The organism is Micromonospora sp. NPDC005367 (assembly GCF_040606825.1).
Lineage (GTDB): Bacteria > Actinomycetota > Actinomycetes > Mycobacteriales > Micromonosporaceae > Micromonospora.
On the sequence record NZ_JBEXFP010000051.1, the window covers coordinates 25,334 to 40,324 of the forward strand.

Genomic DNA, 14,991 nt, shown 5'->3' on the forward strand with positions numbered 1-14,991 from the left:
TACCGGCGGGCGGCGGGCCTGACACCTGCTCCCTGCGTAACTCCCACCGGCGGGCTGCGGCGAAGCCGCGCGTCCGTAGACTCGCTTAGCCACCCCCGGAGGGTCGGCGCCGCCGTGAGGGAGTACCCGTACGCCATGACCTACCGCAACGATCCGTACGACCCGAAGCAGGTCGCCCTGCTCGACCCCGCCGCGCTGGTCGCGGCCGTGGCCGACGCCGAGAAGGCGTTCGTCGCCGCCACCGATCCGGACGCGTTGACCGCGCTCCGCCCGGCACATCTCGGTGACCGGGCGCCGGTGTCCCTGGCCCGCCGGGAGATCGGCGCGCTGCCGCCGGCCGCCAAGGCCGACGCCGGTAAGCGGGTCAACGAGGCCCGCCGCGCGATCGAGACCGCGTACGCGGCCCGGGCCGAGGCGTTGGAGCGCGAGCACGCCGAGCGGGTGCTGGTCGCCGAGCGCGTCGACGTGACGCTGCCGTACGACCGGCGGCCCCACGGAGCGCGGCACCCGCTGAGCACGCTGATGGAGCAGATCAGCGACCTGTTCGTCGGGATGGGCTACGAGGTGGCCGAGGGGCCCGAGGCCGAACTGGAGTGGGTCAACTTCGACGCGCTCAACATCCCCGCCGACCACCCGGCGCGCGGGCTGATGGACACGTTCTACGTCGACCCCGCGGACCGGTCGGGCCTGGTGCTGCGTACGCACACGTCGAACGTGCAGACCCGGACGATGCTCAGCCGCAAGCCGCCGATCTACGTGATCTGCCCCGGCCGGGTCTACCGCACCGACGAGGTGGACGCCACCCACAGCCCGGTCTTCCACCAGGCGGAGGGCCTGGTGGTCGACAAGGGCATCACCATGGCGCATCTGCGCGGCACGCTCGACCACTTCGCCAAGGCGATCTTCGGCCCGGACGCGAAGACCCGGTGGCGGCCGCACTACTTCCCGTTCACGGAGCCGTCGGCCGAGTTCGACGTGTGGTTCCCGGAGCACCGCGACGGCCCGCAGTGGGTCGAGTGGGGCGGCTGCGGGATGGTCAATCCCCGGGTGCTGCGTGCCTGCGGGATCGACCCGGAGGTCTACTCGGGCTTCGCGTTCGGCATGGGCATCGACCGGACCCTGATGGTCCGGCACGGAGTCAGCGACATCCGCCACCTCTTCGAGGGCGACGTCCGGTTCAGCCGGGCGCTCGGGACCGAGGCGTAGGCGATGCGGGCACGAGTTACGGAGACGGTGGTCTGAGTCATGCGAGTTTCTGTCAGCTGGCTGCGGGAGTACGTCGAGCTCCCCGCCGACCTGTCCACCGGTGACCTGGCGCAGGCCCTGGTCGACCTCGGTATCGAGGTCGACTCGGTGACCGACCTGCGGGAGAACGTGACCGGGGCGCTGGTGGTCGGTGAGGTTCTGGAGATCGAGGAGCTGACCGGCTTCAAGAAGCCGATCCGGTTCGTCCGGGTCGACGTCGGGGCCGCGAACGGCACCGGCGAGCCGCAGGAGATCGTCTGCGGTGCGCGCAACTTCGCCCCCGGTGACCGGGTGGTCGTCATCCTCCCCGGCGGGGTGTTGCCCGGTGGCTTCGCCATCGGTTCGCGCAAGACGTACGGCCGGGTCTCCAACGGCATGATCTGCTCGGTCCGTGAGCTGGGCATCGGCGACGACCACGACGGCATCCTGGTGTTGCCCGAGGAGAGCCCGGCCAAGCCCGGCGACGACGCCCGACCGGTGATCGGCCTCGACGAGGTCGTGCTCGAGCTGGAGATCACCCCGGACCGGGGGTACGCGTTGAGCCTGCGCGGTCTGGCCCGGGAACTGTCACACGCGTTCGGGGTGCCGTTCCGCGACCCGGGCCTGGCGCCCGCGCCCGGCGGCACGCCCCGGCCCGCGTACCCGGTCGAGGTGCGCGACACGGTGGGCTGCGACCGGTTCGCCGCCCGGCTGGTCCGCGGCGTCGACCCGAGCGCGCCCACGCCCGCCTGGATGCAGCGGCGGCTCAACACCGCCGGCATCCGGAGCATCTCGCTGCCGGTCGACATCACCAACTACGTGATGCTCGAGCTGGGCCAGCCGATGCACGCCTTCGACGCCGACCGGATCACCGGGCCGCTGGTGGTCCGCCGCGCCGAGGCGGGGGAGAAGCTGACCACCCTGGACGGTGTCGATCGTGTCCTCACCGCCGAGGACATGGTGATCTGCGACGACAGCGGGCCGATCTCGCTCGCCGCGGTGATGGGTGGCGAGACCAGCGAGGTCGTCACCGGCACGACCGACGTGCTGTTCGAGGCCGCCCACTGGGACCCGGTGATGGTGGGACGCACCGCCCGCCGGCACAAGCTGTTCAGCGAGGCCGCCAAGCGTTGGGAGCGGGGCGTCGACCCGGCCCTGCCGCTGGTCGCCCTGGAGCGGGCGGTACGGCTGCTCACCGAGCACGGCGGCGGCACCGTGGGCGACGAGATCCTCGACCTCGACCACGTGGCGCCGCGTACCCCGATCACGCTGGCGGCGGACCTGCCGACCCGGCGGATCGGCGTCGACTACCCGCCGGCGCGGGTGGTGGCCCTGCTGGAGCAGGTGGGCTGCACGGTGGCGCAGGGCGCCGACCGGCTGGCCGAGGACCCGGGCTCGATCGGTGTGGTCGCCGGCGCCGGGGTGGCGCTCACCGTCACCCCGCCGAGCTGGCGTCCCGACCTCACCGACCCCGCCGACCTGGTCGAGGAGGTGGTACGCCTCGACGGGTACGACAAGGTGCCGTCGGTGCTGCCGGTGGCGCCGGCCGGCCGCGGCCTGACCTGGCAGCAGCGCCGCCGTCGGACGATCGCCCGGGCGCTGGCCGACCGTGGCTACGTCGAGGTGCTCGCCCACCCGTTCGTCTCGCCGGAGCTTCCCGACCTGCTCGGCCTGCCGGCCGACGACCCGCGCCGACCCGCGGTGCGGCTGGCCAACCCGCTCTCCGACGAGGAGCCGATGCTGCGCACGACGCTGCTCGGCCCGCTGCTCGGCGTGCTCAAGCGCAACCTCGGCCGGGGCCATCGCGATCTCGCGCTCTACGAGATCGGGACGGTCTTCCACCCGAAGCCCGGCGTGGGCAGCCCGCCGGCGATGGGGGTGGACCGGCGGCCGACCGACGCGGAGTTCGCCGCCGCCGACGCGGTGGTGCCCGCGCAGCCCCGGCACCTCGCCGCCGTGCTGGCCGGCGAGATCGAGCTGTCCGGCTGGTGGGGCAACGGACGCGCGGCCGGGTGGGCGGACGCGGTCGAGGCCGGGCGGACGGTGCTGGCCGCCGCCGGCATCCCGACCGACCGGGTCGAGGTCCGGGCCGCCGAGTACGCGCCGTGGCATCCGGGTCGCTGCGCCGAGCTGCTGGTCGACGGCATCGTCGTCGGGCACGCGGGCGAGCTGCACCCGACGGTGGTCGCGGCGCTGGAACTGCCCCGCCGTACCAGCGCCGTGGAGCTGAACCTCGACCTGCTGCCCGCCGCGCCGGTGCTGTCGGCCCCGGCGGTGTCCGGCTTCCCACCGGCGCTGATCGACGTGGCGCTGGTGGTGGACGAGTCGGTGCCGACGGCGCGGGTGCAGCAGGCACTCGTCGAAGGTGCCGGCGAGCTGCTGGAGGACGTACGCCTCTTCGACGTCTACACCTCCGACCAGCTCGGGGCGGAGCGCAAGTCGTTGGCGTACAAGCTGACCTTCCGGGCGCCGGACCGCACGCTCACGGTGGAGGAGGCGGTGGCGGCCCGGGACGCGGCGGTGGCCGTGGCCGCCGAGCGCTTCGGCGCCACCCTGCGCGGCGCCTGATCCGGTGCCGGTGATCGGTTGGGTGGTGGTGGCCGTCGTGCTCGTGGCGGCCACCACCGGCCTGCTCTGGGCCCGCCGGCACCTGATGCTGGTCTCGGTGGTGGGTCGCAGCATGGAACCGACGCTGCGCCCCGGCGACCGGGTGCTGGCCCGGCGGGTGCCGCTGGCCGGGGTCCGTTCCGGTGACGTGGTCGTGGTGGTGGCGCCGGCGGCGATGACCGCCCGCCACCCCACCCGGCCCGGTGACGGCGAGCCGGGCCTGCTCATCAAGCGGGCGTACGCGGTGCCCGGCGACCCGGTGCCGGTGGACCGGGTACCGCTGCTCGGGCAGCGCCCGGAGCGGGAGGTGCCGCCGGGGCACCTGGTGGTTCTCGGCGACAACCCGCCGTTGAGCCACGACTCGCGGGAGTGGGGTTACCTCGCGGAGCCGGACGTGCTCGGGGTGGTCGTCCGGCCGCGCTTGCGACCCTGACCGGGGCGGACGTCGTGGAGTTTGAGCTGGCCCCTGGACCTGCAAGGGAACGCCGCTGACAGGGCGGCGTCGAATCGGTTTTCGGGTTTCGCCGGGCAATCCGCCCGCCAACCTTGGCGCGGGAACGCGCAACTAGTCCTCCGCATCAAGCAGCCCGATGAGTCCGACGAGGTCTGGGAGCGCTCCCAGACCTCTCCGTAATTCTCATGCAGCCCACTGCATGAACTTGCGGCCGGAGATCACCGCTGCTAAGTTTGACTGCATAGTCATGCGGAGGTGAGTATGGGGATCCGAGTTGCGGTCGGGGGAGCGAGCGGCTACGCCGGCGGCGAGCTGCTGCGCCTGATCGCCGGGCACCCGGAGTTCGAGCTGGTCGCCGCCACTGCGCACAGCCAGGCCGGGCACCGGGTCGACGTGGTGCATCCGCAGCTGGCCGGGCTCGACCTGGTGCTCGGCGCGTCGGGGCCGGAAGCCCTCGCGGACGCGGACCTGGTCTTCCTGGCCCTGCCGCACGGCGAGTCGGCCGCGCTCGCCGCCCAACTGCCGGCCGAGGTGCGCATCGTCGACTTCGGCGCCGACCACCGGCTGGCCGACCCGTACCAGTGGGCGCAGTACTACGGCGGCACGCACGCCGGCCAGTGGACCTACGGCCTGCCGGAACTGCCCGGGCAGCGCGAGCTGATCGTCTCCTCGGCGCGGGTGGCGAACACCGGCTGCTACGCCGCCGCCATCAGCCTGGCGCTCGCCCCGCTGATCGTCGCCGGCGCCGCCCGGCCGGACGACGTGGTCGTGGTCGCCGCCTCGGGCACCTCCGGCGCGGGCCGGGGTGCCAAGGCGCACCTGCTGGCCAGCGAGGTCATGGGCGACCTGTCGCCCTACCGGGTCGGCACCCACCAGCACGTGCCCGAGATCAAGCAGGCGACCGGCGCGACGGGCCTCTCCCTCACCCCGGTGCTCGCCCCGATGCCGCGTGGCATCCTCGCCACGGTCACCGCGGTGCCCGCCCGCGGGGTCGACCCGCAGACGGTGCTCGCCGAAGCGTACGCCGACGCGCCGTTCGTGCACGTGCTGCCCGAGGGGCGCTGGCCACACACCGCCGCCACGCTCGGCTCCAACTCCTGCCACCTGCAGGCCACCGTCGACGTCGACTCCCGCCGCCTGATCGTGGTGAGCGCGCTCGACAACCTCGGCAAGGGCGCGGCCGGTCAGGCCGTGCAGAACGCCAACCTGATGTTCGGCCTGCCGGAGACCACCGGCCTCTCGGTCTACGGAGTGGCGCCATGAGCGTGACCGCTGCGCAGGGATTCCGGGCGGCGGGCGTCGCCGCCGGGCTCAAGGCCGGCGGCGCCGCGGACGTGGCGCTGGTGGTCAACGACGGCCCGGACACGGCCGTCGCCGGTGTCTTCACCGCCAACCGGGTGAAGGCCGCGCCGGTGCTCTGGACCCAGCAGGTCGTCCGCGGTGGGACCGTCCGCGCCGTGGTGCTCAACTCGGGTGGCGCGAACGCCTGCACCGGCCCGGCCGGGTTCCAGGACACCCACGCCACCGCCGAGCATGTCGCCGCCGCCCTCACGGCCGCCGAGCCGGCCCTGGACCTCGGGGCGGGCGAGGTGGCGGTCTGCTCGACCGGCCTGATCGGTGAGCGGCTGCCGATGACCGCGTTGCTCGCCGGCGTGGACGACGCCGTGCGAACGCTGTCGCCGGCCGGCGGCGCCCCTGCCGCCGAGGCGATCATGACGACGGACACCCGGCCGAAGACGACGGTGACGCACGGCACCGGATGGACCGTGGGCGGCATGGCCAAGGGCGCGGGCATGCTCGCTCCGGCCCTGGCGACCATGTTGTGCGTGGTCACCACCGACGCGGTCGCCGACGCCGAGACGCTGGCCAGCGCGTTGCGCGAGGCCTGCCGGGTGACGTTCGACCGGATCGACTCCGACGGCTGCATGTCCACCAACGACACCGTGTTGCTGCTGGCCAGCGGCGCGTCGGGGGTCAGGCCCGCCCCGGGCGAGCTGGCCGCCGCGGTCACCGCCGCCTGCCACGATCTGGCGCGGCAGCTCATCGCCGACGCGGAGGGCGCCACCAAGCAGATCGCCATCGAGGTGGTCGGTGCGGCGAGCGAGGACGACGCGGTCGAGGTGGGCCGCGCGGTGGCCCGCAACAACCTGGTCAAGACCGCGCTGTTCGGCAACGACCCGAACTGGGGACGGATCCTCGCCGCCGTCGGCACCACCGCCGCCGTGTTCGAGCCGGACGGTGTCGACGTCGCGGTCAACGGGGTCTGGGTGTGCCGGGACGGCGCCGCCGCCGAGGACCGGTCGAAGGTCGACCTCACCGGGCGGGACGTGACCATCCGGATCGACCTGCGCTCCGGACCCGCCGCGGCCACCGTCTGGACCAACGACCTCTCCCACGCGTACGTCCACGAGAACTCGGCCTACTCGTCGTGAGCCTCTCCGCCGACCTCACCCGCTCCCAGGCCAAGGCCGCCACGCTGATCGAGGCGCTGCCGTGGCTGGCCCGCTTCTCCGGCTCGACAGTCGTGATCAAGTACGGCGGCAACGCCATGGTCGATCCCGAGTTGCAGCGCGCGTTCGCCGCCGACATGGTCTTCCTGCGCTACGTCGGCCTGAAGCCGGTCGTCGTGCACGGCGGCGGGCCGCAGATCTCGGCCATGCTCGGCCGGCTCGGCATCGTCAGCGAGTTCCGCGGCGGACTGCGGGTCACCACACCCGAGGCGATGCAGGTCGTCCGGATGGTGCTGGTCGGTCAGGTCGGACGGGAACTGGTCGGGCTGATCAACGCGCACGGTCCGTTCGCGGTCGGGCTCTCCGGCGAGGACGCGGGGCTGTTCACGGCGGTGCGCCGCCCGGCGTACGTGGACGGCGAACCGGTCGACGTCGGCCAGGTGGGTGACGTGGAGTCGGTGGACGTCTCCGCGGTCACCGACCTCATAGCGGCCGGGCGGATCCCGGTGATCTCGACCGTCGCGCCGGACACCGACGGGGTGCTGCACAACCTCAACGCGGACACCGCGGCCGCCGCGCTCGCGATCGCACTGGAGGCCCGAAAGCTGGTCGTGCTCACCGATGTCGCCGGCCTCTACGCGAACTGGCCGGACACGACGAGCCTGATCTCGGAGATCGACGCCGACGGCCTGGCGAAACTGCTGCCCACGCTCGAGTCGGGCATGGTGCCCAAGATGGAGGCCTGCCTGCGGGCGGTGCGCGGGGGAGTGCCCGCCGCGCACGTCGTCGACGGCAGGGTCGCCCACTCCACGCTGCTGGAGGTCTTCACGTCGGAAGGGTTCGGAACGATGGTGATCGAGTCATGAGCGCGCTGGTGCAGCGGTGGAGCCAGTCCATGATGGACAACTACGGCACGCCGCCGCTGGCCCTGGTCGCGGGCTCCGGCGCCGTCGTGGTCGACGAGGACGGCCGGGAGTACGTCGACCTGGTCGGCGGTATCGCGGTCAACGCCCTCGGTCATGCCCACCCCGCCGTGGTGGCTGCCGTGTCGAAGCAGGTCGCGACGCTCGGCCACGTCTCCAACCTCTACGTCGCCGAGCCGCCGGTCGCCCTGGCCGAGCTGCTGCTCGCGCTCGCCGGGCGCCCCGGCCGGGTCTTCTTCGCCAACTCGGGCGCGGAGGCCAACGAGGCGGCGTTCAAGATCTCCCGGCTGACCGGTCGTACCCATGTGGTCGCCACGTCGGGCGGCTTCCACGGCCGGACCATGGGTGCTCTCGCGCTCACCGGGCAGCCGGCCAAGAGCGACCCGTTCCGCCCGCTGCCCGGCGAGGTCACCCACGTCGGGTACGGCGACGTGGCCGCGCTGGAGGCGGCGGTCACCGACGCCACCGCGATGGTGATCCTGGAGCCCATCCAGGGGGAGAGCGGTGTCGTCGTGCCGCCGGCCGGCTACCTCGCCGCGGCCCGGCGGATCACCGCCCGGCACGGCGCGCTGCTGGTGCTCGACGAGGTGCAGACCGGCATCGGGCGTACCGGCCACTGGTTCGCCCACCAGGCCGAGAGCGTGGAGCCGGACCTGGTCACGCTCGCCAAGGGGCTCGGCGGTGGGCTGCCGCTCGGCGCGACGCTGGCCTTCGGCCGCGCGGCGCAGCTGCTCACCCCCGGCTCGCACGGCACCACGTTCGGCGGTAACCCGGTCAGCTGCGCCGCCGGGCTCGCGGTGGTGAGCACCATCGCGCACGAGGGCCTGCTCGACCACGTCAAGCGGGTCGGCGAGCGACTGCGCCGCGGGGTCGAGGCGCTCGGCCACCCGCTCGTCTCCGGCGTACGCGGGGCCGGCCTGCTGCTCGGCGTGGTGCTCTCCGCGCCGGTGTCGCGGGTGCTCGCCGAGGCGCTACGCGAGGCCGGTTTCCTGGTGAACCCGGTGCAGCCGGACGTGGTCCGCCTCGCCCCGCCGCTGATCCTCACCGCGGAACAGGTGGACGCGTTCCTGGCGGCCCTTCCGGCCGCCCTGGACACCACCGCGCCCGCCGCGGACCGTTCCCCGTCGGGGTTCGCCCCCTCGACGGTTTCCCCGACGACCGCCACGACCGCCCCGGAGACGACCGCATGATCCGGCACTTCCTGCGTGACGACGACCTGAGCCCCGCCGAGCAGGCGACGGTGCTGGAGCTCGCCGCCCGGATGAAGGCGGACCGGTTCGTCTACCAGCCGCTGACCGGGCCCCGTTCGGTGGCGGTGCTCTTCGACAAGCAGAGCCTGCGTACCCGGACCTCGTTCGACGTCGGCATCGCCGAGCTGGGCGGGCATCCGCTCATCGTGGACACGCACGGCACCCACTTCGGCCGGGGCGAGACCCTCGCCGACGCCGCGCGGGTGCTCTCCCGCTACGTCGCCGCGATCGTGCTGCGCACCTACGGCGACGACCGCATCGCCGAGATCGCCGGCGGGGCGAGTGTGCCGGTGGTCAACGCGCTCACCGACGGCTTCCACCCCTGCCAGCTCCTGGCGGACCTGCTCACCGTCCGGGAACGCTTCGGCGGCACCGCCGGCCGGACCCTCGCGTACGTCGGCGACGCGGCCAACAACATGGCCAACTCGTACCTGCTCGCCGGGGCGACCGCCGGCATGCACGTACGGGTGGCCGGGCCGGTCGGGTTCTCCGCCGACCCCGTGGTGGTGGCCCGGGCCGCCGAGATCGCGGTCGGCACCGGCGGTTCGGTGAGTGTGCTGACCGACCCGGCCGAGGCGGTCAAGGGGGCCGACGTGATCGCCACCGACACCTGGACCTCCATGGGGCAGGAGGACGACGGGCTGGACCGCAACACGCCGTTCCTGCCTTACCAGGTCAACGCCGAGCTGCTCGCCCAGGCGGCGCCGGGCGCGATCGTGCTGCACTGCCTGCCCGCGCACCGGGGTGAGGAGATCACCGACGAGGTGCTCGACGGCCCGCAGAGCGCGGTCTTCGATCAGGCGGAGAATCGGCTGCACGCCCAGAAGGCGCTGCTCACGTTCCTCATCGAGGCCACGACCCTGGCCCCGGACGCGGCGGCGCCCGACGCCACCGTGACCAGGGAGACCACATGACCGCCCCGCTGACCCGCACCGCCCGGCACGCCCGCATCGTGGAGCTGATCCGGGACAAGGCAGTCCACTCGCAGCCCGAGCTGGCCGACCTGCTCGCCGGCGACGGCATCCAGGTCACCCAGGCCACCCTCTCCCGGGACCTGAAGGAACTCGGCGCGGCGACCGTGCGCGGCGGCGACGGACGCGGCGTCTACGTGATCCCGGAGGACGGCCACCGGCCGCTGCGTGACGCCGAGGCCGCCCCGGCCCGCCTGGTGCGGCTGCTGCACGAGCTGCTCAACGGGGTCGACTCCAGCGGCAACATCGCCGTGCTGCGGACCCCGCCGGGCGCAGCGCACTACCTGGCCAGCGCGTTGGACCGAGCGGGCCTGCCCGAGGTCGTCGGCACGATCGCCGGCGACGACACCATCCTCGTCGTGGCCCGCGAGGCCGACGGTGGAGCCACGCTCGGCGAGAAGCTCGCCGGCTGGGCCCGCCGCGAAGAGAACGTTGAAGGGAGCAACACACCATGACCGAGCGGGTCGTCCTGGCGTACTCCGGGGGTTTGGACACCTCCGTCGCCATTCCGTACCTGGCCGAGCAGACCGGTGCCGAGGTGATCGCGGTCGCGGTCGACGTCGGCCAGGGCGGCGAGGACATGAACGTCATCCGGCAACGCGCCCTGGACTGCGGCGCCGTGGAGTCCGAGGTGGTCGACGCGCGCGACGAGTTCGCCGCCGAGTACTGCCTGCCGGCGATCCGCGCCAACGCCCTCTACATGGACCGCTACCCGTTGGTCTCCGCGCTGTCCCGCCCGCTGATCGTCAAGCATCTGGTGACCGCGGCGCGCAAGCACGGCGGGACGATCGTGTCGCACGGGTGCACTGGCAAGGGCAACGACCAGGTCCGCTTCGAGGTCGGTCTGGGGGCGCTCGCGTCCGACCTGAAGATCATCGCTCCGGCCCGGGACTACGCCTGGACCCGGGACAAGGCGATCGCGTTCGCCGAGGAGAAGGGCCTGCCGATCGACGTGTCGGCCAAGTCGCCGTACTCCATCGACCAGAACCTGTTCGGCCGGGCGGTGGAGACCGGCTTCCTGGAGGACATCTGGAACGGTCCGATCGAGGACCTGTACTCCTACACGGCCGACCCGAGCGAGCCCCGCGACCCCGACGAGGTCGTCATCACCTTCGACGCGGGCGTGCCGGTCGCGGTGGACGGTGAGACCGTCACCCCGTACCAGGCGATCCAGGAGCTGAACCGGCGGGCGGGCGCGCAGGGCATCGGACGGCTCGACATGGTCGAGGACCGTCTCGTCGGCATCAAGAGCCGTGAGGTGTACGAGGCGCCGGGCGCGATCGCGCTGATCACCGCCCACCAGGAGCTGGAGAACGTGACCGTCGAGCGGGACCTGGCCCGGTTCAAGCGCGGTGTCGACCAGCGTTGGGGCGAGCTCGTCTACGACGGCCTCTGGTTCTCGCCGTTGAAGCGCTCGCTGGACGCGTTCATCGACGACGCCCAGCGGCACGTCACCGGCGAGGTACGGCTGACCCTGCACGGCGGCCGGGCCACCGTCACCGGCCGGCGCTCCGAGGCCAGCCTGTACGACTTCGGCATGGCCACCTACGACACCGGCGACACGTTCGATCAGTCCCTCGCCAAGGGTTTCGTGCAGCTGTGGGGTCTGCCCAGCCGGATGGCCGCGGCCCGGGACGCCCGGCTCGGCGAAAGGTGAGCCCCGCGAGCGCGAGGAGTGCGCGAGCACGGCGAGTGAGCCCCGCAGTCGGGACGCGGGAGGTGAGCACTGCGAACGCGAGGAGTGAGCGAGCGCAGCGAGTGAGCCCCGCAGTCGGGAGCGAAAGGTGAGCACTGCCACAATGGGTCCGGTGGACGACAAGAGCCTGACCGAGAACAGCGCCGCCACGAACCGGACGAGCCTGTGGGGCGGGCGGTTCGCCGGCGGCCCCGCGGAGGCCCTGGCCCGGCTGTCGGTGAGCGTGCAGTTCGACTGGCGGCTGGCTCCGTACGACATCGCCGGCTCCCGGGCGCACGCCCGGGTCCTGGCCGGCGCCGGCCTGCTGGACCCGGAGGAGTTGGGGAAGATCCTCGCGGCGCTGGACGACCTGGAGGCGGCCTGCGCCTCGGGGCAGTTCCGCCCGACGGTCGACGACGAGGACGTGCACACGGCGCTGGAGCGCGGCCTGTTGGAGCGGCTCGGCAGCCTGGGCGGGAAGCTTCGCGCCGGCCGGTCGCGCAACGACCAGGTCGCCACCGACCTGCGGCTCTACCTGCGCGACCACGCGCGGGGCGTGGCCGCCCGGCTGGTGGAGCTGGCGGAGGCGTTGGTCGAGCAGGCGGAGCGGCACGTGGAGACGGCCGCGCCGGGCATGACGCACCTTCAGCACGCGCAGCCGGTCACCTTCGGTCATTGGCTGCTCGCCCACGTCCAGCCGCTGCTGCGGGACCTGGAGCGGATGCGGGACTGGGACGAGCGGGCCGCGGTCAGTCCGCTCGGCGCGGGCGCGCTCGCCGGCTCGGGTCTGCCGCTGGATCCGGTGGCGGTCTCCAAGGAGTTGGGTTTCCGGACGTCGTTCGCGAACTCGATGGACGCGGTCGCCGACCGGGACTTCGTCGCCGAGTTCCTCTTCGTCACGGCGATGATCGGGGTGCACCTGTCCCGCCTCGGCGAGGAGGTGGTGCTCTGGACGTCGCAGGAGTTCGGCTGGGTGGAGCTGGACGACGCGTTCGCCACCGGCTCCTCGATCATGCCGCAGAAGAAGAACGCGGACATCGCCGAGCTGGCCCGCGGTAAGTCCGGCCGGCTGGTCGGCGGGCTGATGAGCGTGCTCACCATGCTCAAGGGCCTGCCGATGACCTACGACCGGGACATGCAGGAGGACAAGGAGCCGGCCTTCGACGCCGTCGACACGCTGGAGCTGCTGCTGCCGGCTCTCGCGGGGATGATCTCCACGATGACGGTACGGGTCGACCGGCTGGTCGCCGCCGCTCCGGTGGGGTATTCGCTGGCCACCGAGGTCGCCGACTGGCTCGTCCGCCGGGGTGTGCCGTTCCGCGACGCGCATGAGATCACCGGGCGGCTGGTCGCGCTCTGTGTGGCCCGCGACTGCGCGCTGGACGAGGTCTCGGACGCCGACCTGGCCGCGGTCAGCGAGCACCTCGACCCGTCGGTGCGTGACGTGCTCTCCGTTCGTTCGGCGCTCGCCGCCCGGACCACGCCCGGCTCGACCGGCCCCGGGCCGGTGGCCGACCAACTCGCCGCCGCTGCCGACAAGCTGGCCGGCTGGCGGGAGTGGGCTGCCGAGCGGGTCGTTCCCCGCTGAGCCCGGCTGCTCGGATCCGCATGACATCAGGGAAGCGGCCGCCTCGGCCTTCGCCGGGGCGGCCGCTTCCCTGATGTCCGTTCGGTGCTGGTCCGGGTGCCGGGGACGGGGTCGTTCAGCCGGTCGGCCGTTCCCGCTTCGGCAGTTTCGCCACCACCGCGTCGTACGACGCGTCGACGGCTTCGATGAGCTCCTCGTCGTCGATCCCGCCGTCGATCCGGAGGGTGTTCCAGCCGGAGCGTCCGATGTAGGGCATCACCCGGGCGTCCGCCGGGTGCCGGTGCAGCCACTCGTCGGCCACCTCCCGGCTCGGGCCGCACTTCACGCCCACCGTGGGGTCGGTCCTGTGGGAGCCGAGGAACGCGAAGATCCGGCTGCCCACCTTGACCACCTCGTCGTCCTCCCACGGCTGGTCCAGCCAGGCACCCGGCTTCGCCAGGCAGTACGCCAGCATCTCCTCGCGTCGCATCACGCCCTCCTGTCGGGTCGGCTGTCTAGTCGGCGGTGCGTGCGGTGAGGCGGTCGTAGCGCTGCTGCGCGGCCTGTGCGCTGCCCAGGCCGAGCCCGAAGGCGATCGCCTGCCAGGTCATTCCGCGGCCGCGGGCCGCCTGCAGCAGGCCGGTCTCCAGCACGTCCACCTCGGCCCGGACGTGCGGGATCAGGGTGAGCGCGGCCATCAGGTCGGCCTGGTCGACCGGTTCCTCGCCCGGTTCCAGTTCCGCCCCGCCGCTGAGGGCCATCACCAGGGTCGCCGCCTCGTAGGCGTCCGGGACGTCGGGGTGGGCGTACCGCCGGCGGCGGGCGTCGGTGCCCGCGTGCCGTTCCGCGATCCGCAGCAGCGCCGCGTAGTTGCGGTGTGCGCGAGCCTGGGCAGCGTCCGGAGCGGTGAACGGATCGTTGTTCAGCGTGGCCATGCCGTCCATTGGAACTCTTTAACACTTCCTTGTCAACACGTTGTTGAAGATCGGGGCCGCTGGGGGTCCGGGCCGACTGCGCAGAGCGGTGCGCAGTAACCGGTCGTTTCCCCTATGCTTACCGGGTTTTTGCGCGGCGCTTGTTCATACGGGGGAGGGGCACCGCACTTGACCAGCCTCGTTGCGCTCCTGGTCGCTGTCGTACCGGGATCTCTGTTGGGATTCGCGCTGCCGCCGGGGCGGTACCGCTGGGCGGCCTGGGCCGCGTCTCCGGCGCTCACTCTCGGCCTGATCGCGGTGGCCATGGCCTGGCTGCGGCCCCTCGGCCTGCCCGACGGCGCCACGGCCGTGCTCGTCGCCGAGATCGTGCTGGCGGGCGCGGCGATCACGCTGTCGAGGCTGCTCGGTCGCGGACTCGTCGAGGACGGCGCCGAGCACACCCCGCTACCCCTGCGGGCCCGCTTCCGGCTGCCGTCGGTCCGCCCACGTCCGGCCGACGTCCTCGGGTTGGCCGTGCCGGCGGTGATCGCCGCGGGCTACGGCTGGCTGATCGCCGGCCGGCTCGCCGCCCCGCCCGGGTGGGACGCGATGAACCACGGCTACATGAGCCGCCGCATCCTGGACACCGGCACCACCGCGATCACCGCCGCGTGCAGCTCCGGCTCGACCGACACGGTGACCTCCTGCGAGTTCTACCCGCTGGCCGCCAACGTGGCCTGGGCGCAGGCGACACAGCTCTCCGGCGGTGCGATGAGCACCGTGATGACCACCTGGGCCCTGCTGGTCGGGCCGGTCGCCCTGGCCGCCGGCATTTACGCCTGCGTGCGGGCGCTGGCTGGGCGCCCGGTCGTGGGGGGGGGGGCCGCCCCCCCGCCCCCGGGGGGCGGCCCCCGAGGGGAGTGGGGGGGCGGCGGGCGGCTCACCGAGCGGGGGGC

At 73.1% G+C, this 14,991-nt stretch carries 14 protein-coding genes; 12 read left to right on the top strand and 2 right to left on the bottom strand.

What is annotated here, in order from left to right:
- Positions 1-135: 135 nt before the first annotated feature.
- From pheS to argH, 11 genes are all read left to right on the top strand, one after another.
- The gene (gene pheS / locus ABZS42_RS26675) at positions 136-1,206 is read left to right on the top strand and encodes a phenylalanine--tRNA ligase subunit alpha (protein ID WP_355149796.1); all 1,071 of its coding nucleotides are present in this window, start codon (positions 136-138) and stop codon (positions 1,204-1,206) included.
- A 39-nt stretch (positions 1,207-1,245) separates the two neighbouring features.
- Positions 1,246-3,792, top strand: a complete 2,547-nt coding sequence (gene pheT, locus ABZS42_RS26680) for a phenylalanine--tRNA ligase subunit beta (RefSeq protein WP_355149760.1) — start codon at positions 1,246-1,248, stop codon at positions 3,790-3,792.
- 4 nt (positions 3,793-3,796) lie between these two features.
- Entirely contained in the window at positions 3,797-4,264 is a 468-nt protein-coding gene (locus tag ABZS42_RS26685) for a S26 family signal peptidase (protein WP_355149762.1), read from the top strand.
- 282 nt (positions 4,265-4,546) lie between these two features.
- Positions 4,547-5,548 (top strand): N-acetyl-gamma-glutamyl-phosphate reductase, encoded by a 1,002-nt coding sequence (argC, locus tag ABZS42_RS26690; protein WP_355149764.1) that lies wholly within the window; start codon positions 4,547-4,549, stop codon positions 5,546-5,548.
- Positions 5,545-6,717, top strand: a complete 1,173-nt coding sequence (gene argJ, locus ABZS42_RS26695; protein WP_355149766.1) for a bifunctional glutamate N-acetyltransferase/amino-acid acetyltransferase ArgJ — start codon at positions 5,545-5,547, stop codon at positions 6,715-6,717. The genes argC and argJ overlap by 4 nt, the downstream gene beginning before the upstream one ends.
- A complete protein-coding gene (gene argB / locus ABZS42_RS26700; protein ID WP_355149768.1) occupies positions 6,714-7,601 on the top strand; it encodes an acetylglutamate kinase in 888 nt (295 codons plus the stop codon). The genes argJ and argB overlap by 4 nt, the downstream gene beginning before the upstream one ends.
- Positions 7,598-8,848: an acetylornithine transaminase gene (locus ABZS42_RS26705; RefSeq protein WP_355149770.1), complete on the top strand. Its 1,251-nt coding sequence runs from the start codon at positions 7,598-7,600 to the stop codon at positions 8,846-8,848. The genes argB and ABZS42_RS26705 overlap by 4 nt, the downstream gene beginning before the upstream one ends.
- The gene (gene argF / locus ABZS42_RS26710) at positions 8,845-9,822 is read left to right on the top strand and encodes an ornithine carbamoyltransferase (RefSeq protein WP_355149772.1); all 978 of its coding nucleotides are present in this window, start codon (positions 8,845-8,847) and stop codon (positions 9,820-9,822) included. Before ABZS42_RS26705 ends, argF begins: the two co-directional genes overlap by 4 nt.
- Positions 9,819-10,334 carry an arginine repressor gene (locus ABZS42_RS26715; protein ID WP_355149774.1) on the top strand — a complete coding sequence of 172 codons (516 nt, stop codon included), beginning with the start codon at positions 9,819-9,821 and terminating at the stop codon, positions 10,332-10,334. The genes argF and ABZS42_RS26715 overlap by 4 nt, the downstream gene beginning before the upstream one ends.
- Positions 10,331-11,536 (top strand): argininosuccinate synthase, encoded by a 1,206-nt coding sequence (locus ABZS42_RS26720; protein WP_355149776.1) that lies wholly within the window; start codon positions 10,331-10,333, stop codon positions 11,534-11,536. Before ABZS42_RS26715 ends, ABZS42_RS26720 begins: the two co-directional genes overlap by 4 nt.
- Before the next feature lie 142 nt (positions 11,537-11,678).
- Positions 11,679-13,142, top strand: a complete 1,464-nt coding sequence (gene argH, locus ABZS42_RS26725; protein ID WP_355149798.1) for an argininosuccinate lyase — start codon at positions 11,679-11,681, stop codon at positions 13,140-13,142.
- 115 nt (positions 13,143-13,257) lie between these two features.
- Here the strand turns inward: argH and ABZS42_RS26730 are convergent, their stop codons facing one another.
- Positions 13,258-13,611, bottom strand: a complete 354-nt coding sequence (locus tag ABZS42_RS26730; RefSeq protein WP_355149778.1) for an MmcQ/YjbR family DNA-binding protein — start codon at positions 13,609-13,611, stop codon at positions 13,258-13,260.
- Between the two features lie 25 nt (positions 13,612-13,636).
- Entirely contained in the window at positions 13,637-14,056 is a 420-nt protein-coding gene (locus ABZS42_RS26735; protein WP_355149780.1) for a DNA-binding protein, read from the bottom strand.
- A 168-nt stretch (positions 14,057-14,224) separates the two neighbouring features.
- Between ABZS42_RS26735 and ABZS42_RS26740 the strand changes: the two genes are divergently transcribed.
- On the top strand, positions 14,225-14,991 hold a 767-nt coding region (locus ABZS42_RS26740; RefSeq protein WP_355149782.1), incomplete at its 3' end, for a DUF6541 family protein.

Coding starts and splice junctions, on each gene's coding strand:
- ABZS42_RS26735 (WP_355149780.1), bottom strand. CDS start 14,056: ATGGCCACGCTGAACAACGATCCGTTCACCGCTCCGGACGCTGCCCAG.
- pheT (WP_355149760.1), top strand. CDS start 1,246: ATGCGAGTTTCTGTCAGCTGGCTGCGGGAGTACGTCGAGCTCCCCGCC.
- argF (WP_355149772.1), top strand. CDS start 8,845: ATGATCCGGCACTTCCTGCGTGACGACGACCTGAGCCCCGCCGAGCAG.
- argC (WP_355149764.1), top strand. CDS start 4,547: ATGGGGATCCGAGTTGCGGTCGGGGGAGCGAGCGGCTACGCCGGCGGC.
- argH (WP_355149798.1), top strand. CDS start 11,679: ATGGGTCCGGTGGACGACAAGAGCCTGACCGAGAACAGCGCCGCCACG.
- pheS (WP_355149796.1), top strand. CDS start 136: ATGACCTACCGCAACGATCCGTACGACCCGAAGCAGGTCGCCCTGCTC.
- ABZS42_RS26720 (WP_355149776.1), top strand. CDS start 10,331: ATGACCGAGCGGGTCGTCCTGGCGTACTCCGGGGGTTTGGACACCTCC.
- ABZS42_RS26705 (WP_355149770.1), top strand. CDS start 7,598: ATGAGCGCGCTGGTGCAGCGGTGGAGCCAGTCCATGATGGACAACTAC.
- argJ (WP_355149766.1), top strand. CDS start 5,545: ATGAGCGTGACCGCTGCGCAGGGATTCCGGGCGGCGGGCGTCGCCGCC.
- ABZS42_RS26730 (WP_355149778.1), bottom strand. CDS start 13,611: ATGCGACGCGAGGAGATGCTGGCGTACTGCCTGGCGAAGCCGGGTGCC.
- ABZS42_RS26715 (WP_355149774.1), top strand. CDS start 9,819: ATGACCGCCCCGCTGACCCGCACCGCCCGGCACGCCCGCATCGTGGAG.